Here is a 24,305-nt window from a genome sequence, read left to right as displayed (position 1 = left end):
GGCTCCGCCGCGTTCTTTCGTGGTGTCTCCCGGTGCGCCCCCGTGTATCCGGGTATGACATGCATTGCCCCGGCTTGCATCGCCCCGGCCGTGCATAGCCCCAGAACCCTCTGAGCCAAGGACCGTGATCGACGTGAAGGTCGGCATCCCCCGCGAGGTCAAGAACAACGAGTTCCGGGTGGCCATCACCCCCGCCGGTGTGCACGAGCTGGTGCGCAACGGCCACCAGGTCGTCGTCGAGCGGAACGCCGGTGTCGGCTCCTCGATCACGGACGACGAGTACGTTTCCGCCGGTGCGCAGATCCTGGAGACCGCCGACGAGGTCTGGGCCGCGGCCGACCTGCTGCTGAAGGTCAAGGAGCCCATCGCGGAGGAGTACCACCGCCTCCGCAAGGACCAGACCCTCTTCACCTACCTGCACCTGGCCGCGTCCAAGGAGTGCACCGACGCGCTCCTGGAGTCCGGCACCACGGCGATCGCGTACGAGACGGTCGAGCTGCCGAGCCGCGCGCTGCCGCTGCTCGCCCCGATGTCCGAGGTCGCGGGCCGCCTCGCCCCCCAGGTCGGCGCCTACCACCTGATGGCCGCCAACGGCGGCCGCGGTGTGCTGCCCGGCGGTGTCCCCGGTGTGCTGCCCGCCAAGGCGGTCGTCATCGGCGGCGGCGTCTCCGGCTGGAACGCCGCGCAGATCGCCATCGGCATGGGCTTCCAGGTGACCCTGCTCGACCGCGACATCAACAAGCTCAAGGAGGCGGACAAGATCTTCGGCACGAAGATCCAGACCGTCGTCTCCAACGCCTTCGAGCTCGAGAAGGCCTGCCTCGAGGCCGACCTCGTCATCGGTGCGGTCCTCATCCCCGGCGCCAAGGCCCCGAAGCTCGTCACCAACGAGCTGGTGTCCCGGATGAAGGCGGGAAGTGTTCTTGTCGACATCGCGATCGACCAGGGCGGCTGCTTCGAGGACTCCCGCCCGACCACGCACGCCGAGCCGACCTTCCCGGTCCACAACTCGGTCTTCTACTGCGTCGCCAACATGCCCGGCGCCGTGCCCAACACCTCCACGTACGCGCTGACCAACGCCACGCTGCCGTACATCGTGGAACTGGCCAACCGCGGCTGGGTCGAGGCGCTGCGCCGTGACCCCGCGCTGGCCAAGGGCCTCAACACGCACGACGGCAAGGTCGTGTACCGGGAGGTCGCGGAAGCGCACGGCCTGGAGCACGTCGAGCTGGAGTCCCTGCTCGGCTGAGACACCGAAGGGTGACCGGCCGCGTGGCCGGCTGACCCATCAATCGGCAAAAGGCGATACGTCAACACAGGTCGTCAACGCCCCGCACCCGGCCGGACCTTGCCCAGCGAGGTCCGGTCGGGTGTGTGTCGGGTCACTTTGCGACACTCGTTCAACTCGCCACGAACGTAACCCTTTAACCGATTCGCACACCCGTGAAACCTGCTGTGCGACGGCCTTACGCCCTTGACAGAGGGGTGTTCGGTTGCCGACACATCGGGTCGGGTCCGGCGGATTGTGTTGCTGCGGACCGGTGACACGCCATAGAGTCGCCAACCGTCGGCATGGTGCCACGCTGACCTATCTAGAAGTTTCCTGGTCACCAAGGAGGTAAGACGACTTGTGAATGAGTCGACATTTACTCCCGGGGGTGGTCAACCAGGAATGCCGGCGCGGGGCCAGGGCCCCACGGGGCTCGAGGCTGTCGGCTCCGTCGCTGTCCGAACCTTCGCAGCGCAAAAGAGTCCCCGGATGACTCAGACAGCACACCAGAGCATGGATGGCCATCACGTGAACGCCATGGCCGGCAACGGAAGTGGCGGGAACCACACCCACTTCGCCGACTACGACGAACTGCCCGAGGGGCACTTCTACGACCCCGACGCCGAGTACGAGCCCGATCCGGAGTACGCGGCCACGCTCGCGCCCGACGCGGCCCGTCAGCGCCGTGAGCGCGTCGGACCGACCGGACGCCCGCTGCCCTACTTCCCGATCCCGGGTCCGCTGACCAGCCACGGCCCCGCGACGATCATCGCGATGTGCAACCAGAAGGGCGGCGTCGGCAAGACGACGTCGACCATCAACCTGGGCGCCGCGCTCGCGGAGTACGGACGCCGGGTCCTGCTCGTCGACTTCGACCCGCAGGGCGCGCTCTCCGTGGGCCTCGGCGTCAACCCCATGGAGCTCGACCTCACCGTCTACAACCTGCTCATGGAGCGGGGCATGGCGGCCGACGAGGTGCTCCTGAAGACGGCGGTCCCGAACATGGACCTGCTGCCCAGCAACATCGACCTGTCCGCCGCCGAGGTGCAGTTGGTGTCCGAGGTCGCGCGCGAGTCCACGCTCCAGCGCGCGCTGAAGCCGCTGATGGCCGACTACGACTACATCGTGATCGACTGTCAGCCCTCGCTCGGCCTCCTCACCGTCAACGCCCTCACGGCGGCCCACAAGGTGATCGTGCCGCTCGAGTGCGAGTTCTTCGCCCTGCGCGGTGTCGCGCTGCTCACCGAGACCATCGAGAAGGTCCAGGAGCGGCTCAACCCCGAGCTGGAGCTCGACGGCATCCTCGCCACGATGTACGACTCCCGCACGGTGCACAGCCGTGAGGTGCTCGCGCGCGTGGTCGAGGCGTTCGACGATCACGTCTACCACACGGTGATCGGCCGGACCGTCCGCTTCCCGGAGACCACCGTCGCCGGTGAGCCGATCACCACGTACGCCTCCAACTCCGTCGGTGCCGCCGCCTATCGCCAGCTCGCCAGGGAGGTGCTCGCCCGGTGTCACGCCGAGTGAGTCTGCCGGGGGCCGACGAACTGTTCCGTACCACCGGGGGCATGGCGCTCCAGTCATCCACCCCGACCCGCCGGACCAACGGCGAGGCCCGGGTACCGGCTCCGGCCGGTGAGAGCGACCCGGCCGCCGCGGAGGACGCGCCGCAGTCGGTGCCGGTGCAGGGCGGTGACGGCGAGGGCGACGAACACGTCGCGGCGGACGCCGAGGCGGACGCGGGAGAGTCCCGCAGCCGGGGTACGGCCCCGGAGCGTTCGGCGCGGCGCCAGGCGACGCAGGAGGGCGCCGGCGGGCAGCCCGCCCGCGGCAGCAAGCGCTCCCGCGCCGCCAACCGGCGGCCCAGCGGGCGGGAGCGGCACGACGAGAAGATCACGGTGTACGTGTCCGCCGAGGAGCTCATGGACCTCGAGCACGCCCGGCTGGTGCTCCGCGGGGAGCACGGGCTCGCGGTCGACCGCGGCCGGATCGTCCGCGAGGCGGTCGCCGTCGTACTCGCCGATCTTGAATCCCGCGGGGACGCGAGCATCCTCGTACGACGGCTTCGCGGGCGGTAGCGGTAGCCTGCGACGGCTATGACCTCGAACGACACCTCTGTCCCCGCCGGCTCCGGCGGCCGTCGCCGTGTCCTGGGCCGGGGCCCCGGCGCGACGCCGGTCCCGACGGAGAAGCGGGACGGGCGGCCCGAGGAGCGCGTCGAGTCGGCCGAGGGGCCGCCGCCGGTCGACGGGCGAGCCGAGTCGGTCGAGGAGTCCGTGGAGGAGCCCGTCGAGGCCGCCGCGGAGACGGCGCCCGAGCCTCCGGCGGCGCACCCTCCGGTAGACACGGCGCCCGAGTCTCCGGCAGCGGACCCTCCGGCGGACACGGCGCTTGAGCCTTCGCCCGAACCTCCGGCACAGGCCGAGGCCGGTGACGGGGTCTTCAAGGTGCGGCTCGCGAACTTCGAGGGGCCGTTCGACCTGCTGCTTCAGTTGATCTCGAAGCACAAGCTCGATGTCACCGAAGTGGCGCTGTCCAAGGTCACCGACGAGTTCATGGCGCACATCAGGGCGATGGGTCCCGACTGGGACCTCGACCAGACGACCGAGTTCCTGGTCGTCGCGGCGACGCTGCTCGATCTGAAGGCCGCCCGGCTGCTCCCGGCCGCCGAGGTCGAGGACGAGGCGGATCTGGCGCTGCTGGAGGCGCGGGACCTGCTGTTCGCGCGGCTGCTCCAGTACCGCGCCTACAAGCAGATCGCGGACATCTTCAACGCCCGGCTGGAGGAAGAGGGCCGCCGCTACCCGCGCACCGTCGGGCTCGAGGCCCACCACGCCGAGCTGCTGCCCGAGGTGGTCATCAGCATCGGGGCGGAAGGATTCGCCAGGCTCGCCGTGAAGGCGATGCAGCCCAAGCCCAGGCCGCAGGTGTACGTCGACCACATCCACGCCCCGCTGGTGAGCGTGCAGGAGCAGGCCGGGATCGTGGTGGCGCGGCTGCGGGAGCTCGGGGAGGCCAGTTTCCGCGCCCTCGTCGAGGACACCGAGGACACCCTCACCGTCGTGGCCCGGTTCCTGGCCCTGCTGGAGCTCTACCGGGAGAAGGCCGTCGCCCTCGACCAGGAGGAGGCCCTCGGGGAGCTCATGGTGCGCTGGACGGGCGGCGACGGCGACGGCCAGCCGAGGGTCACGGACGAGTTCGACCGCCCGCCGGAAGTGGCCAAGGACGACCGGGCCAAGGACGGCGAGACCAAGGACGACAAGATCAAGGACGGCGCCAAGGAGGAGAAGGCGTGAACCAGGAGACCACCGACACCCCGGCGGGCCTGCGTACCGTCGCCGACCTCGACCTGAAGCCCGCCCTGGAGGCCGTCCTCATGGTCGTGGACGAGCCCGCGACCGAGGAGCACCTCGCGAAGATCCTGGAGCGGCCCGAACGGCAGATCAAGGACGCGCTGCGGGAGCTGGCCGACGAGTACACCGTCCAGGGCCGCGGTTTCGAGCTGCGGCTCATCGCGGGCGGCTGGCGGTTCTACACCCGGCCCGAGTACGCGGCGGCCGTCGAACGCTTCGTCCTCGACGGGCAGCAGGCCCGGCTCACCCAGGCCGCCCTTGAGACCCTGGCGGTCGTCGCCTACCGCCAGCCGGTCAGCCGATCCCGGGTCTCAGCGGTCCGCGGAGTGAACTGCGACGGTGTGATGCGCACCCTGTTGCAGCGCGGTCTGGTCGAGGAGGCGGGCACGGAACCCGAAACAGGTGCGATCCTGTACGTGACGACGAACTACTTCCTGGAGCGAATGGGCCTGCGCGGTCTGGACGAGCTCCCGGAGCTCGCGCCCTTCCTCCCCGAGGCGGACGCGATCGAGGCCGAGACGCTGGAAGGGGTCCCGTCGTTCGATCCGGATGCACCGGATGCAGATGCAGACGACACGACGACGACGGAACTTTGATGCGAAGCAGTGGCAGTGGCAGTGGCAGTGGCAGGAACAGCGGGCGCGGCAACCCGCGCGGGACCGGTGGAGGCGGTAATTCCCGCGGGACCGGCGGAGGCGGCAACCCTCGCGGGGCCGGCGGGAGCGGCAACCCCCGGGGCACCGGTGGGGGCGGCTCCCAGCCGAGGAGCGCGGGAGGGCGCGACGACAGGCCGAAGCGCGCCGGCAAGCCCCGCCCCGAGGAGCGCCGCTACGACGTAGGCCCCGCCGCGTCCCACGAAGGCCCGAAGTCCGGGCGCGGCAACGCGGCCCGCGGCGGCGCCAAGGGCGGCCCCAAGCAGGGCCAGCAGCGCGGTGGCCGTACGGAGCCCGCGCGTTCCCGCGAGTACGAGACGCGGGCCGAGGAGCGCAACCGGGACCGGTACGCGGGCAAGCCTGACGTCAAGCTGCCCAAGACCTTCCCGGGCGCCGAGGAGGAGGGCGAGCGCCTGCAGAAGGTGCTCGCGCGTGCGGGCTACGGCTCCCGCCGCTCCTGCGAGGAGCTGATCGAGCAGGCCAGGGTCGAGGTCAACGGCGAGATCGTCCTGGAGCAGGGTCTGCGCGTCGACCCGGAGCACGACGAGATCAAGGTCGACGGACTGACCGTGGCCACGCAGTCGTACCAGTTCTTCTCGCTGAACAAGCCCGCCGGCGTGGTCTCGACCATGGAGGACACGGAGGGCCGGCAGTGCCTCGGTGACTACGTGACGAACCGCGAGACGCGGCTCTTCCACGTCGGGCGGCTCGACACCGAGACCGAGGGCGTCATCCTGCTCACCAACCACGGCGAGCTGGCGCACCGGCTGACCCACCCCAAGTACGGCGTGAAGAAGGTCTACCTCGCGCACATCGTGGGTCCCATCCCGCGCGACCTGGGCAAGCGGCTCAAGGACGGCATCCAGCTGGAGGACGGGTACGCCAAGGCGGACCACTTCCGCGTCGTCGAGCAGACCGGCAAGAACTACCTCGTCGAGGTGACCCTGCACGAGGGCCGCAAGCACATCGTGCGCCGCATGCTCGCGGAGGCCGGCTTCCCGGTCGACAAGCTCGTGCGTGTGGCCTTCGGTCCGATCACCCTGGGCGACCAGAAGTCGGGCTGGCTGCGCCGCCTGTCGAACACCGAGGTCGGGATGCTCATGCAGGAGGTCGATCTCTAGACCCCGCCCGGCGGCCCTGGAGGGCGCTGTGCGCCCTCCGCCCGCCTTCACCGCCCGGCGGGGAGCCCGGCGGCCTCCGACGCGCTCCAGGGGCCGCTGAGGGCTTCTGGCGCGGATGTGCCGAGAACACGGATGTGCCGAGAACCGCGCCCGAGGTCTTGTAGGGCGCGGTTCGGCTTTTTATAGTCGTACTGACTATTACTCGTGCCGGTCGTCACCGGCCACGACTCGTGCGGAACCGGGGGCGGGTGACTTGCGCGCAAGGGGAGGCCTCGCTCCCGAGGGCTACGACAAGTACGCCTTCGAACCCTTCGCCGTCACCGTCGACCTCGCCGTCCTGACCGTCCGCGCGGGCGAACTCGAGGTGCTGCTCGTCGAACGGGGGCAGGAACCGTACGCCGGCCGCTGGGCCCTGCCCGGCGGCTTCGTGCTGCCGAAGGAATCCGCGGAGACGGCCGCCCGGCGTGTACTCGCCGTGGAGACCGGCATCCCGGACCTCTCCCGCCTCCACCTGGAACAGCTGCGGACCTACAGCGAACCCGACCGCGACCCGAGGATGCGGGTCGTCTCCGTCGCGTTCGCCGCGCTGCTCCCCGACCCTCCCGAGCCGCACGGCGGCGGTGACGCGGCACAGGCCCGCTGGCTGCCGTACGGCTCGGTCGGCCCGCTCGCCTTCGACCACGTCCGCATCCTCGCCGACGCCCACGAACGCGTCGGCGCCAAGCTCGAGTACACCTGTCTCGCCACGTCCTTCTGCCCGCCCGAGTTCACCCTCGGTGAGCTGCAGCGGATCTACGAGACGGTGTGGGGCGCCGTCCTCGACCGGCCCAACTTCCGGCGCAAGGTCCTCGCCACGCCCGGGTTCGTCGCACCGGTCCCGGGGGCCGCACGCCTCACCGGAGGCCGCGGCAAACCCGCCGCGCTCTACCGCGCGGGCGGCGCCACCGCCCTGCAGCCACCCCTGCTGCGCCCCCCTTCGGAAGGACGGCCCTCATGACCACCACCCCGACGCTCGCGAAGCACGCCGCCACCGGATCCCTGCTCGGCCTCGCCCTCGGCGACGCGCTGGGCTTCCCGACCGAGTTCAACGACGTCCCCTCGATCCTGGCCAAGTTCGGCCCCTGGCGGGAGATGAAGCTGCCGCGGCCCGCGATCGTCACGGACGACACGCAGATGACGCTGGCGCTGGGGCGGGGACTGCGTACGGCGATGGACCGCGGCCTGCTCACACCGCTGCGGATGGAACGGCCGGTGCGCGAGGAGTTCGTGGACTGGTATCAGTCGCCCGACAACAACCGCGCGCCCGGCCGCACCTGCCTCGTGGCCTGCAACCTCCTGAAGACCGAGGGCCGGCCCTGGCAGGAGGCCAGCCAGATCGGCTCCAAGGGGTGCGGGGCCAACATGCGAGTGGCGCCGGTCGGGCTCGTACGGGGGCTGAGCGACGAACAGCGTTCGGGCGCCGCGCAGTTGCAGGCCGCGCTCACCCACGGCCATCCCACCGCGCTCGCCGCCTCGGACCTCACCGCCCACGCCGTGTGGCTCCTCGCCGGAGGCGCCGAGCCGACCGAACTGATCGGCCTCCTGCGCTCGTACGCCCAGGAGAACCGCGGCCGCTACCTCTCCCGCTGGCTCGGCGACCTGTGGACCCGGAGCCAGGACCCCACACCGGAGCACTTCATCGAACGCGGCTGGGACGAGTGCCTGGAGGTCCTCGACCGCCTTCAGGACGCCGTGCGCACCGCTTCGCCCGAGAGCGACCCGTGCCTGGCCACCGGCGCGGGCTGGATCGCCGAGGAGGCGCTCGCCACCGGACTGCTCTGCTTCCTGCAGTTCGTCGACGAGCCCGTCACCGCGCTGCGCCGCGCGGCCTGCACCTCCGGCGACTCCGACTCCATCGCCTGTCTGACGGGCGCGTTCGCCGGCGCCCACCACGGCTCCGACGCCTGGCCGACGGAGTGGGCCGACCGCATCGAGTACCAGAGCGACCTCATGTCGCTGGGGGCGCTCTGGGATGCCTGAGTAACGGCTCTGGGATGCTGGGGCGATGATCGACGACGTCCTGGACATCGACCTCGCGGGTGTGGTGGCCGAGCAGCCCGACCCGGTGCTGTTCGCCACCGTCTCCGGGGCGCATCTGTACGGCTTCCCGTCACGCGACTCGGATGTCGACCTGCGCGGTGTGCACCTGTTGCCGACGGCCGAACTGGTCGGCCTGCGCGAGCCGGACGAGACCCGGTCGCGGATGTGGGACCGGGACGGCGTCGAGATGGACCTCGTCACCCACGACCTGCGCAAGTTCGTACGGCTGATGCTGCGGCGCAACGGCTATGTGCTGGAGCAGCTGCTCTCGCCCCTGGTCGTGCACACCGGGGAGGCGCACCGGGAGCTGGTCTCGCTCGCCCCCGGAGTCCTCACCTCCCACCACGCCCACCACTACCGGGGTTTCGCGGCGACCCAGTGGCGGCTTTTCGAGAAGACCGGTGAGCTCAAGCCGCTGCTCTACACGTTCCGGGTGCTGCTCACCGGCATTCATCTGATGCGCAGCGGCGAGGTGCAGGCCGATCTGCGCACGCTGGTCGCGCAGGTCGGGCAGGCTCCGGTGTATCTGCCCGACCTGATCGCGGCGAAGGCGGAGCGGGAGCACGGGGACGCGGACGTCGACCACGCGCGTGTGGCGGCCGACGTGGAGCGGCTGCACGGCGTGCTGGACCTGGCGCAGGACGCCTCAGCGCTGCCGGACGCTCCGTCCGCGTACGACGCCCTGCACGCGTTCGTCGTCCGGGTCCGGCTGGAGGGTCCGGGGGGCTTCGCCGTCCGCGCGGAGGGCTGAGGCGCGGCGCGTGCGCAGGAGGAAGTCCTCGACGCGGGCGTGGTCCGGTTCCGCGGGCAGGGGGCTGCGGGTGGCCGCCTCGTCCGCCTCGGTCGCGAGTCGGGACATCCAGGCCTCGACCTTCGGCCACGAGACCTCGCCGCGCTTCACCGCGAGCAGAGCCTCGCGCTGCGGGCCGACGTCGATCGTCAGCGCGCCGGTGCGCAGCAGGTCACGGGAGCTCATGAGGAGGCGCAGGAGGTGCATGGCGTGCTTCCAGCGCGGGGCGCCGTGCTGCCGGACGTCGGCGTCCAGCTTCTTGCGCTGACCCAGCGCGTAGCGGGCGAACGTGTCGTGCGCCCGGCGGGAGAGGAACGCCTCGCGCAGGGCGAGGAGTTCGCGACCCGTGTCGTCGACGTACTCGACGAGAGGGGAGTGCAGGCACTCCAGGATGTTCGGGTTGGCGCGCAGCGCGAGGGTGCAGAAGCGCTCCAGTTCCCAGCTGAACTGTTCCTCGGCCGGCCCCTCGACGTGTGTCGGAGGCTTCTCGAAGCGCCAGAAGAGCGGGGTCGGCGCGAGGAACACACCCCGGCGGTCCGTGTCGCTGCCGTCCGTGGCCAGCCCGAAGGCGCGCGACCCCATCACGCACGAGTAGATCGTGTGGTCGCGCACCAGGAACACCGGGGCATCGGAATGCATGCCCTGGAGCGTACGTGCCCGCTCACGCCAGGAAGATCGATTTTCCCTTCACCGTGATCTTCTTCCCAGGCAGGGGACGCGTGGCCGGGCCGTGGACCACCGAGGCGTCGGTGATGCGGTACTTGCTGCCGTGGCAGGGGCAGTCGATGGTGCCGTCCGCGACCTTGTTCACCGTGCAGCCCTGGTGGGTGCAGATCGCCGAGAAAGCCTTGAACTCGCCCTTCTTCGGCTGGGTGACCACGACCTTCTCTTCCTTGAAGACCTTGCCGCCGCCGACCGGGATGTCACTCTTCTCGGCGAGTTCCTTCCCTGCTGAGGGCTTGGCGATCGGGGAGGTGGTCGCGGTCGGGGAAGCTGCCGACGAACTGTTGTTGTCGCCGTACTTGCTGCACCCCGCGAGCAGGAAGGCCGCGCCCGTTCCGAGAACCGTGCGCCGGGCCGGGGGGTTCGTCATGTCGTCACTCCGAACGTACGGAAGAACCAGAGAGCCGACGTCAGCCAGATGGCGGTGAGGACGACGAAGACGAGTCCTCCGACCAGGGGCAGCAGCCAGCCGGGCAGTCGCTCCGAGCGGAGCAAGAGCATTTTGGCACTAAATGCACCGAAGAAGAAGCAACCCAGGAGCGAATGCCACATCACCCGCGGTTCGTACGTCTGATAGCCCAACGCGTACAGGCAGTGCACCGCGACCGGCACCGCCACCAGGAACGCGACCCGTCCCGACCAGCGGTGCAGCGTCGGCGCCCAGCTCGGCCCGGGCAGCTTCCCGTAGACCATGAACGCCGAGACCAACTGGACCAGCGCGAAGGCGAACGCCGCCGTCGCCAGCCACGACTTCACCGCGCTCGTGCTGCTGAACCCCGCGAGGTTGAAGGCGGTCCCCGCCGGGTGGTGCGTCTTGCCGTAGGCGCCGAGGCCGATCGCGACCGCCGCGGCGACCAGGGCGGGGACGAGATAGCGGGATGCGCCGGGGCGGTGGTGGGCGGGCGGGGGAGGGGGAGGGGGGAAGCCCTGGGTGGCGGCGTTCGGATCCACGGTCATTTCGGCTCCCGATCAGGAAAGGGCCAGGAAAGGGTTCACGAACGGGTCTTGGAGTCGCGGGTCTTGAAGTGCCGGGTCATGGAGCGACGGTCATGGAGCGACGGTCATGGAGCGACGGTCATGGAGCGACGGGTCATGGAGTGACGGGCGAGGCGGTGAATGTCTGTCCGTCGACCGTCACGGTGCCGGTCTGAGGGTCGATCGTCGGCGCCGCAGCGGGCTTGCCGTCCCGGTCGAGGATGCCGACCTGCTTGCCGCCGGGCAGCACGATCCAGCCGCCGTCGATTTTGGCGCCGCGCACCGTGGCGGTCGCGCGGTAGAGCCCGGACGGCTTGACCGCCTTGTCGGCGGTGAACGCGTAGCGCTGCCCGCCGAGGTCGACGGTGCCGCGGATGCTCCTGCCGTTCTTGAGCGTGCCGTTCAGTTCGGCGCCTTTCTTGCCGGTGAGCTGCATGGTGCCGTCGTCGTTGACGTCGCCCTTCAGCCACGACTCCTTGCTCCGGCCGTCGCAGAAGTACGCGATCGCCTTGCCGCCCCGCAGGGAGACCGCGACCGCGGAGGAGTTGTCGTCGGTGCGGCCCGCGTAGTCGGCGTTCGGTGGCGCGCTCTTCGAAGGGGGCGGAGGGCTCGACGACGACGGCGCACTGGTGGGTGGCGGGCTCGTCTGCGGCGTGGCGCTGGGTGAGGCCTCCTGGGGCGACGAGGACGCGTTCTTCGTCCCCGTCGTCGCGTTGAGCGTCAACATGAACACGGCGAGCAGGAGCCCCACCAGAAGGGTGAGGAGCGGTCCTGGGCGTTTCATACGGGCCATTCGGGCCTCCCCCGAGGCGAGTCTCCTGCCATGAGAGCGGACCCGTGCCCCGGCGTCCAGAGGCGCACGGGCGTGTTCTCACTACAAGTGGCGGAATAGGGCGATTCAGGTGACATTGGCGGAGGCCCGGGCCTGGCGGTGGCCTGCCTCGGTCTCACTTCCGAAAGGCACCCCCAGACACTTCCCGAAACTCACTCTCGAAAGGCGTGACCATGGCGGGTAACGATCTCGGCGGCCTGCTCGGCGGTCTCCTCGGCGGAGGCGGCCAGGGCGGTACCGGCGGTTCCGGCGCGGGCAACATCCTCGGCGCGCTGCTCGGCGCCCTGGGCGGCGGCGGTGGCCAGGCGGCCGGCGGCAATCCCCTGGGCGGCCTGCTGGACATGCTCACCAAGTCAGGCCTGATGGATCAGGCCCAGTCGTGGATCGGCACGGGCGAGAACAAGCCCGTCAGCGGAGATCAGATCGCCCAGGCCCTGCCCGACAACACCCTCCAGGAGGTCGCCGCACAGGCCGGCGTCAGCCCGCAGGAGGCCGCGGACCAGATCGCCCAGCACCTGCCCCGGGCGGTCGACAAACTGACTCCGAGCGGAGAGCTGCCGCAGCCGGGCGCCTCCCTGGAGGACCTCATCAAGCAGCAGTCGCTCTGAGACGTGCTCCTTTTGTGTGCGCGGCGGCCGTCTCGTCAGGCGGGCGCCGCGCACTCGCGCGTTGCGGCCTGACTACGCTGGTGTGACAAGACGAGACACGACGACATACGACGAGATACGACAGGTACGTAGCTCGGCTCAGCGAGGAGTGACACCGTGGCGGTACGAGCGGTCCGGGGCGCCGTCCAACTGGAACGGGACGAGGCCGGCCACATGGACGAGCAGGTCAGCGAGCTGCTCACCGCCGTCCTGGAGCGCAACGGTCTCACCACCGACGACCTCATCAGTATCTGGTTCACCGCGACGCCCGATCTGCACAGCGACTTCCCGGCCGCCGCCGCCCGCAAGCTCGGCATCGTCGATGTACCGCTGATCTGCGCGCAGGAACTGGACATCGAGGGCGCGATGCCCCGAGTCGTACGGGTCCTCGCGCACATCGAGTCCGACAAGCCCCGCGCCGACATCGCGCACGTCTACCTGGGTGCCGCGGGCGCGCTGCGCAAGGACATCGCCCAGTGAGAACCGCGCTCGTCATCGGAACCGGGCTGATCGGTACGTCGGCGGCCCTCGCGCTCTCCCAGCGGGGCGTCGTCGTCCACCTCACCGACCACGACCCGGAGCAGGCCCGTACGGCGGCCGCGCTCGGCGCCGGCACCGACGTGGCGCCCGGCGGGCCCGTGGACCTCGCGATCGTGGCGGCCCCGCCGGCGCACGTGGCGGCGACGCTCGCGGACGTCATGCGGCGCGGGGTCGCGCGCGGCTACCTCGACGTGGCGAGCGTCAAGGGCGGACCGCGCCGCGAGCTGGAGGCGCTCGGCCTCGACCTCTCCGCGTACATCGGTTCGCACCCCATGTCGGGCCGCGAGAAGTCGGGCCCGCTGGCCGCGACGGGCGACCTCTTCGAAGGCCGCCCCTGGGTCCTCACCCCCACCCGGGACACGGACACCGAGGTCCTGAACCTCGCCCTCGAGCTGGTCTCGCACTGCCGTGCCGTCCCGGTCGTCATGGACGCCGACGCCCACGACCGCGCGGTCGCGCTCGTCTCCCACATGCCGCACCTGGTGTCCAGCATGGTCGCCGCGCGCCTGGAGAACGCGGAGGAGGCGGCGGTACGGCTGTGCGGGCAGGGCATCCGTGACGTGACCCGGATCGCGGCCTCCGACCCCCGGATGTGGATCGACATCCTCTCCGCGAACCCGGGCCCGGTCGCCGACCTCCTCGCGGACGTCTCCGCCGACCTCGACGAGACCGTCCAGGCCCTGCGGGCCCTCCAGTCCTCCGACGAGGCCAAGCGGCGCGAGGGCGCGAGCGGCATCGAGGACGTCCTGCGCCGCGGCAACGCGGGCCAGGTCCGCGTCCCCGGCAAGCACGGTGCCGCGCCCCTGACGTACGAGACGGTGGCCGTCCTCATCGACGACCAGCCCGGCCAGCTGGCCCGCATCTTCGCCGACGCGGGGGCCGCCGGGGTCAACATCGAGGACGTACGCATCGAGCACGCGACCGGACAGCAGGCCGGGCTCGTCCAGCTGATGGTGGACCCGAAGGCGGCACCGGTCCTGAGCACGGCACTGCGGGAACGGGGCTGGGCCCTGCGGCAGTAGGGCCGCCGTTCGGCCCGGGGCGGCCTGCCCCGGGGGTGGCGTCGGCCCTTCCCGTGCGGTGGGCCGGGAAGGGCCAGTAATGCGGGGTCCGGGGAGACAGTAACCTTGTGCTGGGCGCGATCGTGCCCCGCACAGACCTCCACCCCGCACCAGGAAGGTGTTCCCACCGTGGAAAACGGCGCCGCCCGGCCCGCCCAGGCAGTGATTGTCGCCATCGACGGCCCCTCCGGCACGGGCAAGTCGAGCACCTCCAAGGCCGTGGCCGCGAAGCTGGGCCTCAGCTACCTGGACACGGGCGCGCAGTACCGGGCGATCACCTGGTGGATGGTGACCAACGGCATCGACATCACGGACCCGACCGCGATCGCCGCCGTGGCCGGGAAGCCGGAGATCATCTCCGGGACCGACCCGTCCGCGCCGGCCATCACGGTCGACGGAACCGACGTCGCGGGCCCGATCCGCACCCAGGAGGTCACCTCCAAGGTCAGCGCGGTCAGCGCGGTGCCCGAGGTGCGCACGCGGATCACCGAGCTGCAGCGTTCGATCGCGGCCGCCGCCCAGCTGGGGATAGTCGTCGAGGGACGCGACATCGGCACCACCGTGCTGCCGGACGCCGATCTGAAAATCTTCCTCACCGCTTCCCCGGAGGCGCGTGCCTCCCGCCGCAGCGGTGAGCTGAAGGGCGCGGACGTCAACAGCACCCGCGAGGCCCTGCTCAAGCGGGACGCCGCCGACTCCAGCCGTAAGACCTCCCCCCTCGCCAAGGCGGACGACGCGGTCGAGGTGGACACCTCCGACCTCACGCTCCAGCAGGTCATCGAGTGCGTCGTCACCCTCGTCGAGGAGAAGCGGGCCGCCAAGTGACCGCACCCTCCGAGAGAGGCGCCGAGGTAGGGCGCCGTATCGGCGTCGGCCTGATGTACGGGCTGTGGAAGCCGCGCGTGCTCGGCGCCTGGAAGGTCCCCGCGACCGGCCCGGCGATCCTGGCGGTGAACCACTCGCACAACATCGACGGCCCGATGGTCATGGGCGTGGCGCCCCGCCCCACCCACTTCCTGATCAAGAAGGAAGCATTCATCGGCCCGCTCGACCCCTTCCTGCTCGCCATCGGCCAGCTGAAGGTGGACCGTGAGACCACCGACCGCACCGCCATCACCGACGCCCTCGGCGTCCTGTCGTCCGGTGGCCTGCTCGGGATCTTCCCGGAGGGCACCCGCGGCGACGGCGACTTCGCCTCGCTGCGTGCCGGACTCGCGTACTTCGCGGTCCGCTCCGGCGCGCCGATCGTCCCGGTGGCGGTCCTGGGAAGTTCGGAGAAGAGCAGCCGGTTGACCAAGGCGCTGCCCCCGCTGCGCAGCCGGGTCGACGTCGTCTTCGGAGACCCCTTCGAGGCGGGCGACGGCAGCGGACGGCGTACCCGCAAGGCACTGGACGAGGCGACCGCCCGCATCCAGAAGCAGCTGAGCGCCCACCTGGACCACGCCAGGCGTCTGACAGGACGCCCGGAAAACGCCGGGCGCCCCACCGGGCACTAGGCGACACTTGAGTAGTGGATCACCCGATATGCGGGCGGTCCACCGATCACCACGATGAACGACGAGGTACGGACTTCATGAACGACCACATCCAGCCCGACGGCTCGGCCGGCCCGGCCGAGCACGAGCACGGGGCGCTTGGCGATGCCGAGTACGCGGAGTTCATGGAGCTCGCCGCGGAAGAGGGCTTCGACATCGAGGACGTCGAGGGCGCGATCGACGAGGCGGGCCACGGCCCGCTGCCCGTCCTCGCCGTCGTCGGCCGGCCCAACGTCGGCAAGTCGACCCTGGTGAACCGGATCATCGGCCGCCGCGAGGCGGTCGTCGAGGACAAGCCCGGCGTCACCCGCGACCGCGTCACCTACGAGGCCGAGTGGGCGGGCCGCCGCTTCAAGCTCGTCGACACCGGCGGCTGGGAGCAGGACGTCCTCGGCATCGACGCGTCCGTCGCCGCGCAGGCCGAGTACGCGATCGAGGCCGCCGACGCGGTCGTCTTCGTCGTCGACGCCAAGGTCGGCGCGACCGACACCGACGAGGCGGTCGTACGCCTTCTCCGCAAGGCCGGCAAGCCCGTCGTCCTGTGCGCCAACAAGGTCGACGGCATGAGCGGCGAGTCCGACGCCTCGTACCTCTGGGCCCTCGGTCTCGGCGAGCCGCACCCGGTCTCCGCGTTGCACGGCCGCGGCACCGGCGACATGCTGGACGCCGTCCTGGAGGCGCTGCCCGAGGCCCCGGCGCAGACCTTCGGCACCGCGGTGGGCGGCCCCCGTCGCATCGCCCTCATCGGCCGCCCGAACGTCGGCAAGTCCTCCCTGCTGAACAAGGTGGCCAACGAGGACCGTGTGGTCGTCAACGAGGTCGCGGGCACCACCCGTGACCCGGTCGACGAGCTCATCGAACTCGGCGGCATCACCTGGAAGTTCGTCGACACGGCGGGCATCCGCAAGCGCGTCCACCTCCAGCAGGGCGCGGACTACTACGCCTCGCTGCGCACGGCCGCCGCCGTAGAGAAGGCCGAGGTCGCGGTCATCCTGATCGACGCGTCCGAGACCATCTCCGTACAGGACCAGCGCATCGTGACGATGGCCGTCGATGCGGGCCGTGCGATCGTCCTCGCCTTCAACAAGTGGGACACCCTCGACGAGGAGCGCCGCTACTACCTGGAGCGGGAGATCGAGACCGAGCTCCTCCAGGTGGCGTGGGCACCCCGGGTGAACGTCTCGGCGCGCACCGGACGGCACATGGAGAAGCTCGTCCCCGCGATCGAGGCGGCCCTGGACGGCTGGGAGACCCGTGTCCCGACCGGCCGTCTGAACGCCTTCCTCGGCGAGCTCGTCGCCGCCCACCCGCACCCGGTCCGCGGCGGCAAGCAGCCCCGCATTCTCTTCGGAACGCAGGCCGGCACCAAGCCCCCGCGGTTCGTGCTCTTCGCCTCCGGCTTCATCGAGCACGGCTACCGGCGCTTCATCGAGCGCCGACTGCGCGAGGAGTTCGGCTTCGAGGGGACGCCGATCCACATCTCCGTACGGGTGCGCGAGAAGCGCGGCACCAAGAAGAAGTGACGTAGCGACAGGTGAGGGGCGGCTCCCATGGGAGCCGCCCCTCACCTGTTCCACCGCTTCCGCTCACAGCCCCCTGCGGGGCGCGGGGGGCAGCGCGGCCGGGATGTGGTGGAGTTCCGTACCGTGCAGGCGCGCCACCGGCTGCCAGACGCCGGTCGTCGACGCGCCTTGACCTTGCTGGGAGCCGCCGTTGCGCGCGGAGTACGCTCCCGCGCTGTAGGAGCTGTACGACGAGGGGTACGAGGATCCGCCGTACGTGCTGGAACCCTGTGTCAACATCCCGAAGGCCGTGAAGCCGAGCTGGTCCTCGTCGTGGCGGTCGCCGGGCAGGGCCTTGAACGATCTGACCCACTCGGCGTACAGCGCGTCATAGATCGGCGTGGCCGAGGGGCCGCGCGGAGGATCCTGAGCCGATCGCGCGGCCGGGATCTGCTGGAAGGGCTGGCGGCGGGGGGCGTCGTAGGTGTGCACGTATGTGCCAACGACCCCACAGCCCAACAGATGCGGTCACACCTTTGCTTCAGGCCGCCCCGTCGGAGCGCAAGCCTTTTAGGGGCGCGACGAGCTGTGCGCTCAGCCACGACGGACCCGCGGCCGAACAACGCACCTGTCGCGCCCCGACAAGGGGCGCGGGGAACTGCGCGACCAGCCACGACGGACCCGCACAAGGCGACGCACCGCAGCTCCCCGGCTCAACCCGGTGGAACGCTCACGCTCACGTTCCGGCGAGCGGCATCGCGGCAGCCACCAACTTCCCGTTCGCCGCCGCCTTGTCCAGCGCGTCCCGCAGCAGATCCTCCCGCGGCTGCCGCCCGATCGACCCGACCGGCGCCGCGAACAGCAGCACCTGCTGGTGCTTGTTGGCGGCGGCCCGCCAGCTCTCCGCGACCTGGAGCGCCTGGTGCGCCTGCCACCAGGCGACGGGCGACCCGCCCCCGGTGCCCGGCTGGAGCACGGCGTGCAGCTGTCCCATGGCGAGCAGCACGGACCACCCGTGCAGCACCGGCGGCACCGAGCTCAGCTCGGTCACCGGCATGAACCCCTGTTCGATGAGGAGCGGCAGGAAGTCGTCACCGATGTCCGTCGAGCCGGGCCGCACGATGGGCCCGGTCGGCTCGACGACGAGCGCGGGGTGCAACTCGCCACTGATCAGGATGAGTCCGCTGGTCACGCCGAGCACCGCCTGCTCGGGTGCGGCCTGGCCGGGCACGCCGTCGGGGTTGATCGAGCGGACGGCGCCCTGGAGTTGCTCCTCGGTGACCTGGACGACCTGTGAGGGCAGACAGGTGGCGTGGGCGAAGGCGAGGACGGCGGTCTCGTCGCCGATGAACAGGACGGTGCTGGTGCGCTCCTGTTCCGAGTCGCCCGGGGTGCGGCAGGACGTGCAGTCGTAACTGCCCGGGGCGTTCTCTCCGGCGAGCAGCCGGTCGGCTTCTTCGTCGCCGATCTCGGCGCGTACGTCGTCGCTGACGTCGAGCATGCGCGGCACGGGTGGCTCCTCGGGATGCGGTGCGTGGCGATGCCGGGTGGCTCCCGGCCCATGAATCCGGGGGTCCCGGCTCATGAAGATGACAACGGGCGATCTGTGGCCGGAGTCACGCCCGGGAGCGAACGGAATCGAACCATCCGACGCGCAGGGTGATCCCTTGTGCGGAATCTGTTACTCCGAGCCAACTTCGTGCGCGTTCAAGGAAGTTGGTTCCGTGAAGTGGGTCACAGGTCACTTGAGCGGCTGGTCGACAAATCCTGAAATCAGCCTATGAAGTGGGTGGCCGAAAATCGCTGATACCCGCGGTAACTATGAACTGGCCTCGAATGACATGGAGTTGGTTGATATCGGGCGACCGTCTCCATAGATTTCTCGGCCGTGTGCACAGAGCACCGCTCGGGTACGTCCGCCGGCCGAACCGTACGACTGGTTCGCAGCACCACCTCCGGCGGACGGGGCGGAGCACGACGACCGCGTCCTACGCGCAGGAAGTCGCGCCCCGCCTTGGGGGATCCCGGGTGTTTCGAGAGGGAACTACATGTCCGCATGTGCCGATAACACTCGTAAGGTTCGTACGACGCGTACGACGGCGGTCCTCACCGGGGCGGCTCTGCTCGCCCCGCTCGGACTGCTCGCCGCGACCGGCAACGCCGCCGCGGCCGACAGCGGAGTGTGGGACCGCATCGCCAAGTGCGAGAGCGGCGGAAACTGGCACATCAACACCGGCAACGGCTACTACGGCGGACTGCAGTTCTCCGCCGGCACCTGGCGGGCGTACGGCGGTACGGCCTACGCGTCGACCGCCGACAAGGCCTCCAAGGCCGCCCAGATAGCCGTTGCCACCAAGGTCCAGAACGCACAGGGATGGGGCGCCTGGCCCACCTGTTCGGCGCGGGCCGGAGCGTACGGCAACGCACCCGCGTCCTCGGGCGCCGCGTCGTCCGGAGGGTCGGCCACCACGAAGTCGGCCCCCAAGGCGGCACCCAAGTCGACGTCGAAGTCGGCTCCCACCAAGTCGACGACCCGGTCGGCCCCCGCACAGACGCCCGAGGCCCCGGCGCGCGCATCCGGCCACCCGAACCGCGCGGCGTCCCGCGGCGACTACACCGTCCGCGGCGGCGACACCCTGAGCGGCATCGCGGAGCGGCACGGAACGACCTGGCGGAAGATCTACGCCGCCAACCGGGCGGTCATCGGCGGCGACCCCGACCTGATCATGCCCGGCCAGCGGCTCGACCTCTGAGCCCCGGCTCCACCCCGCCGCCCCTCCCCGGTCCGCCGACCGGGTGGGACCCCGGGCGCGGCGGGGCGGATGTGCCCCGTGTGGTGTTTAGCGTGACCCGATGCACCTCGAGCCGACGCCATCGCCCCTGTTGAGCAAGCGCATGCGGTACGTGGCCGCGACCGTCGTCGCCGCCACCCTGGCCGTCCTCGTTCCCGCGAGGGCGGCCGTCGCGTCCCCGCCCCCGTTCTCCGGCCTGTCGGCGGGGCGGGTGTCGCACAACTGTGCGCGGGACCATTGGCCCTGGGGCTGCCTCGCCAAGTGCGAGAGCGGCGGGCGCTGGCACGCGAACACCGGAAACCACCACTACGGAGGGCTGCAGTTCAGGCAGGCCACCTGGGTGGCGTTCGGCGGCCTGGCGTACGCCAGGCGCGCGGATCTGGCCCGGCGGAAGGAGCAGATCAAGGTCGCCAAGCGGGTGGTGGCCGTCCAGGGGTGGGGCGCCTGGCCCGTCTGCGCCAAGAGGTACAAACTCCGGGGCCATACACGTGTGGTGAACCCCGGTCGGACGTTCTAGGTCTGCCGGCGGCGCACTTCGGCCGCCTCTCCGCTGAACGCGACCGCGCCCCGGCGCAGTTCATGGACGTACGTCGTGCGGCCCGCCCGTTCGCGCAGACCGGGCGGCAGCCGCTGCTCGGCGACCACCACGCACGCGTCGAGGCCGCCGAGGAGTTCGTACGTGCGGGCCGCGACCGCCGGTGACATGCCCTGCGCGGGCTCGTCGACGAGCACCACACGCGCGTGTGCCAGCAGGGCGCGGGAGAGGGCGAGCATGCGCTGCTCGCCCCCGGAAAGGGTGCCGGCGCGGCGCGGAAGGAGGGGCTCCAACTGCGGGTACGCGTCGAGGACGGGAGCGAAGTCGGGCGCGGTCAGCTCCAGGTGCTCGCGGACCGTGAGCGAGCCGAAGACGGCCCGACGCTCCGGGACCAGGCACAACCCGCGCCGGGCCCGTTCGAAGGCGGGCAGCCGGGTCACGTCCACCCCGTCCCAGACGACGGCGCCGTCGGACAGCGGCACGGTACCCGCGAAGGCGCGCAGGGCGGTCGTACGGCCCGAGCCGTTGCGGCCGAGCAGCACGGTGAGGCCGGGGCCGGGCGCGAGCAGGGTCACGCCGTGCAGGGCCTCCAGGGGGCCGTAGCGCACGCGCGCGTGGCGCAGGGAGATGTTCATCCGCGCCCCCGCTCCAGTACGTGGCCGGCGGGGCCGGAGGTGACGACGCGTCCGGCGGTCATGACATGGACGACGTCGGCGAGGTCGGCGACCAGATCGAGGTCGTGCTCGACGACCAGCAGGGCCGTGCCGTCCGCGGCGAGTGCGCGCAGTACCCGGGCCAGCGCGGTCACTTCGGCGGTGTCCAGGCCCGCGGCGGGCTCGTCGAGCAGCAGCACGTGCGGACTTCCCGCGAGGGCCCGCGCCAGCTCGACGCGTCTGAGCGTTCCGGTCGGCAGTCCCTCGGCGGGCAGCGCGCGGACCGGCCCGTCGAGTCCGAACAGCCGCAACGCCCGTTCCGCCGCGGCGGGATCGGCGATCCGGCCCTGCTCCGCCCCCACCTGGACGTTCTCGGCCACCGTCAACGAGGGGAAGACGGCCAGCTGCTGGAAGGTCCGCGCGATGCCGAGCCGGGTCCGGGCGTGCGCCGCGAGCCGGGTGATGTCCCGTTCGCCGAACAGCACCTGGCCGTGCGAGGGTCGGAGCGTTCCGGCGAGGCAGTGGAACAGGGTGCTCTTGCCGGCCCCGTTGGGCCCCACGACAGCGGTGACCCAGCCGGGCCGGACCTCGAGATCGACGCCGTCGAGCGCGGTGAAACCGTCGTAGGCGACCCGTATCCGTCGGGCGAACAGAGATCCGGGCGTCGGCACGGCCGGAGTGTGCGGGGCGCTCGGCCTGCGTGACGTCGTGTCCCGCCCGGATGTTGCGGCTTTTGGACCTCGGGGCGTCCTCGTGGGGTCGTTGGGACCTGGGCGGTCACCGACGCCCGGTGGCGCGGCGGCGGGTTCCGGTTCGGTGCCGTCCGGCCGTCCGGCGGCGGGTGGCCGGTCGGTGGGCCTCGTCTCCACCGCCCGCAGCCGTCGCCGCACCCGCGCTCCCAGCGGGGTCGGCGTCGCCCTGCGGCGCGGCCGGAGCCGGGACGTCGCCGTGCGCAGGGCCTCGTACGGGCCACCGGGGAACCGGCCGACGAACACCGCGAGCACCCCGAACAGTGCGGCCGCCACCCCGCCGCGCGCCCCCGCGTCGAGCCCCACCAGCAACGCCGCCGCGGCCAGCGCGCCGAGGGCGCTGTCGGCACCGAGGACCACGACCGCCGCGAACCAGAGCAGCCCGCGCACCGGGTCGTACGCCGTCGCGTCGAAGGCGCGCAGACCCATGCCGAGCATCCCCCCACCCAGCGCGGCCAGGGCGGCGCCCGCCACGAAGGCCGTCAGCTTCAGCGCAGGGACCCGTACGCCCGCCGCGGAGGCGCCCGACGCGTGGTCGCGCATCGCGGCCAGGGCGCGGCCCGTACGGCCCCGGCGCAGCGCCCCCGTCGCCAGCAGCGCGGCCGCCAGCAGCCCCAGTTCGAGCACGTAGTACGCGCGGTCGCCGTCGAAGCCCGCCGGGCGGTCCAGGGACAGCCCGGAGGTCGCGTAGGGCTGGGCGAAGACGAAACGGCTGACGCCCACTCCCACGGCGAACGTCGCCAGGGCCAGCGCCAGGCCGTGACGGCCGATCGCCGGCCAGCCGGTCAGGACCCCGAGCGGGGCGACGAGCGCCACCGCCACCGCCAGCGCGGCCAGTTCGGGCAGACGGGGCAGTCCGGGGAAGCGGCCCGCGGCCAGCAGCGCGGTGAAGAGGGCGCCCAGACCCGCGTACGCCGCCTGCCCGAGGGAGATCTGACCGCCGCGGCCGGTCACCACGACCAGGGACAGGAGCACCACACCCAGCGCGGGCACCTGCACCGACGTGTGCAGGTCCGAGCCCGCGAGGCCGAGCGGCATCAGGAACAGCACGACCGCGACGATCCACGCGCCCGGGGGCGTCGCCACCCGGGCCGTCGCCGTACGCGGCAGGACGTCCCGGTCGCCGATCCCCGGCAGGACGAGCGCCGCGACCAACAGGGCCACCACGAACAGGTTCGCCCCCACCGCCTGGAGCATCGGCTCCGCCCAGCCCGCCGGATGCAGCCGCGTCAGCTGACTCTGCGCGACCCCGAGACCCAGCGCCACCACGACGGCCACCGGCCGGCTGCGCATCCGGGCTGCGACGGCCACCGCCATCACCTCCATGACGAGCAACGGCATGCCGTACGGATCGAGTCGTACGTACGGCGCCAGGAGCACGCCCGTCAGGCCCGCCGTGAAGGAGCCGAACGCCCAGCCCGCGGCGGCCACCCGGTCCGCGTCGATGCCGCCGAGCACGGCGAGCGAGCGGTCGTCGACCACGGCCCGCAGCTCCGTGCCGAAGCGCGTCCAGCGCGTCACGCCCCCCACCCCGACCGCCAGTGCGACGGCGACCGCCAACTGCCCCCACGGGTCCGCCGACACCAGCGTCGGCGCGTCCGCGCGCGCCCCGGTGCCCCACACCAACGCGGCCCCGCCGACCAGCAGCACGAAGACGCCGAGAGACGCGACCAGCGTCTGTGCCGGGTCGCCGCCGAGGACGGACAGGGGGCGGAAGACGAACCGTTCCAGGGCCATGCCGATCGCGGGGGCCACCAACAGCAGCGTCACCGCGGCACCGAGCGCGAGCGGCCAGCCCCACACCACCGTGAACTGCCGCAGCAGATAGGCGCACACCATCGCGATCGCGCCGTGCGCGAAGTTCAGCACCCCGGTCGCCCGATGGGTGACGACCAGCCCGATCCCGGTGAGCGCCGCCGCGCCGCCGACCGAGAGCCCGGCCAGCGTGAGGTCGTACGTCAGGGAACCGCTCATCACCGCTCCGGCGCGGGCGACCGCTCGGCCGCGGGCGGCTCACAGATCGGGCACGGGCCCAACTCCCCGCTCGCCAGCACTCGCGAGTCCACCGGCACGGCGGCCGGCTTCCCCGCGACCAGCGGGCAGTCCGCACGGTGCCACAGCGTGCCCCCGGGGACCATCAGCAGCTCCCCGCTGACGGCGAGCGGCGCCACGGCGGCCTGTTCGGACCGCTCCGCGTCGGCGGGCTCGGCCGCCACCAGCAGCCCGTACAACTCCTCGACGCGCGCCGCCGCCAGGGCGTTCCTGCCGTGCGTGAGCAGCACCGCGCCCGCGACGATCAGCGCGGCCCCGGGAACCGTGCAGGACGCCAGGAAGGGCAACTGCCGTTCCGCGTACCGCTCGCCCGACACGCCGTACCAGCCGATGACGCACAGCACCGCCCCGGCGGCGAGCGCGGCGCACCCGGCCCACAGGACGGGGTGCACGGTCCGCAGTCGAGATGTCCGCATCCTGGCTCCCAGACGTCGTGTGTC

The 24,305-nt window shown here is 71.5% G+C and carries 26 protein-coding genes; 17 read left to right on the top strand and 9 right to left on the bottom strand.

What is annotated here, in order from left to right:
• Nucleotides 1–124 precede the first annotated feature (124 nt).
• The 9 genes from ald (at nucleotide 125) to OG798_RS15450 (ending at nucleotide 9,230) form a co-directional block, all read left to right on the top strand.
• Complete coding sequence (ald, locus tag OG798_RS15490; protein WP_075027828.1) at nucleotides 125–1,249, top strand: alanine dehydrogenase; 1,125 nt, start codon at nucleotides 125–127, stop codon at nucleotides 1,247–1,249.
• Nucleotides 1,250–1,672: 423 nt separating this feature from the next.
• On the top strand, nucleotides 1,673–2,800 hold the full coding sequence (locus OG798_RS15485) for a ParA family protein (protein ID WP_075027827.1): 1,128 nt from the start codon (nucleotides 1,673–1,675) through the stop codon (nucleotides 2,798–2,800).
• Complete coding sequence (locus tag OG798_RS15480) at nucleotides 2,785–3,351, top strand: hypothetical protein (protein WP_095855449.1); 567 nt, start codon at nucleotides 2,785–2,787, stop codon at nucleotides 3,349–3,351. The genes OG798_RS15485 and OG798_RS15480 overlap by 16 nt, the downstream gene beginning before the upstream one ends.
• Before the next feature lie 18 nt (nucleotides 3,352–3,369).
• Nucleotides 3,370–4,569, top strand: a complete 1,200-nt coding sequence (locus tag OG798_RS15475; protein WP_267061404.1) for a segregation and condensation protein A — start codon at nucleotides 3,370–3,372, stop codon at nucleotides 4,567–4,569.
• Nucleotides 4,566–5,222: an SMC-Scp complex subunit ScpB gene (gene scpB / locus OG798_RS15470; RefSeq protein WP_267061403.1), complete on the top strand. Its 657-nt coding sequence runs from the start codon at nucleotides 4,566–4,568 to the stop codon at nucleotides 5,220–5,222. The genes OG798_RS15475 and scpB overlap by 4 nt, the downstream gene beginning before the upstream one ends.
• Complete coding sequence (locus OG798_RS15465) at nucleotides 5,222–6,400, top strand: pseudouridine synthase (RefSeq protein WP_328757207.1); 1,179 nt, start codon at nucleotides 5,222–5,224, stop codon at nucleotides 6,398–6,400. The genes scpB and OG798_RS15465 overlap by 1 nt, the downstream gene beginning before the upstream one ends.
• 253 nt (nucleotides 6,401–6,653) lie before the next feature.
• Nucleotides 6,654–7,397 carry an NUDIX hydrolase gene (locus tag OG798_RS15460; protein WP_257016885.1) on the top strand — a complete coding sequence of 248 codons (744 nt, stop codon included), beginning with the start codon at nucleotides 6,654–6,656 and terminating at the stop codon, nucleotides 7,395–7,397.
• The gene (locus OG798_RS15455; RefSeq protein WP_095855453.1) at nucleotides 7,394–8,419 is read left to right on the top strand and encodes an ADP-ribosylglycohydrolase family protein; all 1,026 of its coding nucleotides are present in this window, start codon (nucleotides 7,394–7,396) and stop codon (nucleotides 8,417–8,419) included. The genes OG798_RS15460 and OG798_RS15455 overlap by 4 nt, the downstream gene beginning before the upstream one ends.
• A gap of 25 nt (nucleotides 8,420–8,444) precedes the next feature.
• Entirely contained in the window at nucleotides 8,445–9,230 is a 786-nt protein-coding gene (locus OG798_RS15450) for a nucleotidyltransferase domain-containing protein (RefSeq protein ID WP_383126201.1), read from the top strand.
• Here OG798_RS15450 and OG798_RS15445 read toward each other — a convergent pair.
• The 4 genes from OG798_RS15445 to OG798_RS15430 form a co-directional block, all read right to left on the bottom strand.
• Entirely contained in the window at nucleotides 9,126–9,908 is a 783-nt protein-coding gene (locus tag OG798_RS15445; protein WP_328757206.1) for a nucleotidyltransferase domain-containing protein, read from the bottom strand. The genes OG798_RS15450 and OG798_RS15445 overlap by 105 nt on opposite strands.
• Before the next feature lie 22 nt (nucleotides 9,909–9,930).
• Nucleotides 9,931–10,362, bottom strand: coding sequence for a Rieske (2Fe-2S) protein (locus tag OG798_RS15440; protein ID WP_095855455.1), 432 nt, complete (start codon nucleotides 10,360–10,362; stop codon nucleotides 9,931–9,933).
• On the bottom strand, nucleotides 10,359–10,949 hold the full coding sequence (locus OG798_RS15435) for a DUF6529 family protein (RefSeq protein ID WP_095855456.1): 591 nt from the start codon (nucleotides 10,947–10,949) through the stop codon (nucleotides 10,359–10,361). The genes OG798_RS15440 and OG798_RS15435 overlap by 4 nt, the downstream gene beginning before the upstream one ends.
• A 133-nt stretch (nucleotides 10,950–11,082) precedes the next feature.
• Complete coding sequence (locus tag OG798_RS15430) at nucleotides 11,083–11,751, bottom strand: hypothetical protein (protein WP_328760032.1); 669 nt, start codon at nucleotides 11,749–11,751, stop codon at nucleotides 11,083–11,085.
• 221 nt (nucleotides 11,752–11,972) lie between these two features.
• Here OG798_RS15430 and OG798_RS15425 point away from each other — a divergent pair, with 221 nt between their 5' ends.
• The 6 genes from OG798_RS15425 to der all read left to right on the top strand — a co-directional run bounded on the left by OG798_RS15425 (nucleotide 11,973) and on the right by der (nucleotide 17,105).
• The gene (locus OG798_RS15425; RefSeq protein ID WP_218835970.1) at nucleotides 11,973–12,407 is read left to right on the top strand and encodes a YidB family protein; all 435 of its coding nucleotides are present in this window, start codon (nucleotides 11,973–11,975) and stop codon (nucleotides 12,405–12,407) included.
• Nucleotides 12,408–12,563: 156 nt separating this feature from the next.
• The gene (gene aroH / locus OG798_RS15420; protein ID WP_054234458.1) at nucleotides 12,564–12,926 is read left to right on the top strand and encodes a chorismate mutase; all 363 of its coding nucleotides are present in this window, start codon (nucleotides 12,564–12,566) and stop codon (nucleotides 12,924–12,926) included.
• Nucleotides 12,923–14,008: a prephenate dehydrogenase gene (locus tag OG798_RS15415; RefSeq protein ID WP_067364935.1), complete on the top strand. Its 1,086-nt coding sequence runs from the start codon at nucleotides 12,923–12,925 to the stop codon at nucleotides 14,006–14,008. Before aroH ends, OG798_RS15415 begins: the two co-directional genes overlap by 4 nt.
• A gap of 168 nt (nucleotides 14,009–14,176) precedes the next feature.
• Entirely contained in the window at nucleotides 14,177–14,872 is a 696-nt protein-coding gene (cmk, locus tag OG798_RS15410) for a (d)CMP kinase (RefSeq protein WP_267061402.1), read from the top strand.
• A complete protein-coding gene (locus OG798_RS15405) occupies nucleotides 14,830–15,543 on the top strand; it encodes a lysophospholipid acyltransferase family protein (RefSeq protein ID WP_328757205.1) in 714 nt (237 codons plus the stop codon). Before cmk ends, OG798_RS15405 begins: the two co-directional genes overlap by 43 nt.
• Before the next feature lie 77 nt (nucleotides 15,544–15,620).
• On the top strand, nucleotides 15,621–17,105 hold the full coding sequence (gene der / locus OG798_RS15400; protein WP_095855461.1) for a ribosome biogenesis GTPase Der: 1,485 nt from the start codon (nucleotides 15,621–15,623) through the stop codon (nucleotides 17,103–17,105).
• Nucleotides 17,106–17,168: 63 nt separating this feature from the next.
• Here der and OG798_RS15395 read toward each other — a convergent pair whose 3' ends face one another.
• Together OG798_RS15395 and OG798_RS15390 are read right to left on the bottom strand one after the other, a co-directional pair.
• The gene (locus OG798_RS15395) at nucleotides 17,169–17,576 is read right to left on the bottom strand and encodes a hypothetical protein (protein WP_095855462.1); all 408 of its coding nucleotides are present in this window, start codon (nucleotides 17,574–17,576) and stop codon (nucleotides 17,169–17,171) included.
• Nucleotides 17,577–17,820: 244 nt separating this feature from the next.
• Nucleotides 17,821–18,594: a hypothetical protein gene (locus OG798_RS15390; RefSeq protein WP_095855463.1), complete on the bottom strand. Its 774-nt coding sequence runs from the start codon at nucleotides 18,592–18,594 to the stop codon at nucleotides 17,821–17,823.
• Between the two features lie 538 nt (nucleotides 18,595–19,132).
• On the opposite strand from OG798_RS15390, the gene OG798_RS15385 reads away from it, so the two are divergent.
• Nucleotides 19,133–19,837 carry a transglycosylase family protein gene (locus tag OG798_RS15385; RefSeq protein WP_121416581.1) on the top strand — a complete coding sequence of 235 codons (705 nt, stop codon included), beginning with the start codon at nucleotides 19,133–19,135 and terminating at the stop codon, nucleotides 19,835–19,837.
• Between the two features lie 100 nt (nucleotides 19,838–19,937).
• Nucleotides 19,938–20,393 carry a transglycosylase family protein gene (locus tag OG798_RS15380; RefSeq protein WP_323138708.1) on the top strand — a complete coding sequence of 152 codons (456 nt, stop codon included), beginning with the start codon at nucleotides 19,938–19,940 and terminating at the stop codon, nucleotides 20,391–20,393.
• Here the strand turns inward: OG798_RS15380 and OG798_RS15375 are convergent.
• From OG798_RS15375 to OG798_RS15365, 3 genes are read right to left on the bottom strand one after another with little or no spacing between them, the layout of a single operon-like run.
• Nucleotides 20,390–21,046, bottom strand: a complete 657-nt coding sequence (locus tag OG798_RS15375) for an ATP-binding cassette domain-containing protein (protein ID WP_121416583.1) — start codon at nucleotides 21,044–21,046, stop codon at nucleotides 20,390–20,392. The genes OG798_RS15380 and OG798_RS15375 overlap by 4 nt on opposite strands.
• Nucleotides 21,043–23,787: an ABC transporter permease subunit gene (locus tag OG798_RS15370; protein WP_328757204.1), complete on the bottom strand. Its 2,745-nt coding sequence runs from the start codon at nucleotides 23,785–23,787 to the stop codon at nucleotides 21,043–21,045. Before OG798_RS15370 ends, OG798_RS15375 begins: the two co-directional genes overlap by 4 nt.
• Nucleotides 23,787–24,281: a hypothetical protein gene (locus OG798_RS15365; RefSeq protein WP_121416585.1), complete on the bottom strand. Its 495-nt coding sequence runs from the start codon at nucleotides 24,279–24,281 to the stop codon at nucleotides 23,787–23,789. Before OG798_RS15365 ends, OG798_RS15370 begins: the two co-directional genes overlap by 1 nt.
• Between the last annotated feature and the right edge of the window lie 24 nt (nucleotides 24,282–24,305).

Origin of the sequence: Streptomyces sp. NBC_00271, assembly GCF_036178845.1 — a bacterium.
Taxonomy (GTDB): domain Bacteria; phylum Actinomycetota; class Actinomycetes; order Streptomycetales; family Streptomycetaceae; genus Streptomyces.
Note: the sequence above shows the minus strand (reverse complement) of the source record. Positions and strands in the feature narration are given on the sequence as shown.

Coding starts and splice junctions, on each gene's coding strand:
- OG798_RS15375 (WP_121416583.1), bottom strand. CDS start 21,046: ATGAACATCTCCCTGCGCCACGCGCGCGTGCGCTACGGCCCCCTGGAG.
- OG798_RS15485 (WP_075027827.1), top strand. CDS start 1,673: ATGCCGGCGCGGGGCCAGGGCCCCACGGGGCTCGAGGCTGTCGGCTCC.
- OG798_RS15475 (WP_267061404.1), top strand. CDS start 3,370: ATGACCTCGAACGACACCTCTGTCCCCGCCGGCTCCGGCGGCCGTCGC.
- OG798_RS15365 (WP_121416585.1), bottom strand. CDS start 24,281: ATGCGGACATCTCGACTGCGGACCGTGCACCCCGTCCTGTGGGCCGGG.
- OG798_RS15455 (WP_095855453.1), top strand. CDS start 7,394: ATGACCACCACCCCGACGCTCGCGAAGCACGCCGCCACCGGATCCCTG.
- OG798_RS15430 (WP_328760032.1), bottom strand. CDS start 11,751: ATGAAACGCCCAGGACCGCTCCTCACCCTTCTGGTGGGGCTCCTGCTC.
- OG798_RS15425 (WP_218835970.1), top strand. CDS start 11,973: ATGGCGGGTAACGATCTCGGCGGCCTGCTCGGCGGTCTCCTCGGCGGA.
- der (WP_095855461.1), top strand. CDS start 15,621: ATGAACGACCACATCCAGCCCGACGGCTCGGCCGGCCCGGCCGAGCAC.
- OG798_RS15370 (WP_328757204.1), bottom strand. CDS start 23,787: ATGAGCGGTTCCCTGACGTACGACCTCACGCTGGCCGGGCTCTCGGTC.
- OG798_RS15445 (WP_328757206.1), bottom strand. CDS start 9,908: ATGCATTCCGATGCCCCGGTGTTCCTGGTGCGCGACCACACGATCTAC.
- OG798_RS15450 (WP_383126201.1), top strand. CDS start 8,445: ATGATCGACGACGTCCTGGACATCGACCTCGCGGGTGTGGTGGCCGAG.
- OG798_RS15465 (WP_328757207.1), top strand. CDS start 5,222: ATGCGAAGCAGTGGCAGTGGCAGTGGCAGTGGCAGGAACAGCGGGCGC.
- OG798_RS15385 (WP_121416581.1), top strand. CDS start 19,133: ATGTCCGCATGTGCCGATAACACTCGTAAGGTTCGTACGACGCGTACG.
- OG798_RS15380 (WP_323138708.1), top strand. CDS start 19,938: ATGCACCTCGAGCCGACGCCATCGCCCCTGTTGAGCAAGCGCATGCGG.
- OG798_RS15440 (WP_095855455.1), bottom strand. CDS start 10,362: ATGACGAACCCCCCGGCCCGGCGCACGGTTCTCGGAACGGGCGCGGCC.
- OG798_RS15435 (WP_095855456.1), bottom strand. CDS start 10,949: ATGACCGTGGATCCGAACGCCGCCACCCAGGGCTTCCCCCCTCCCCCT.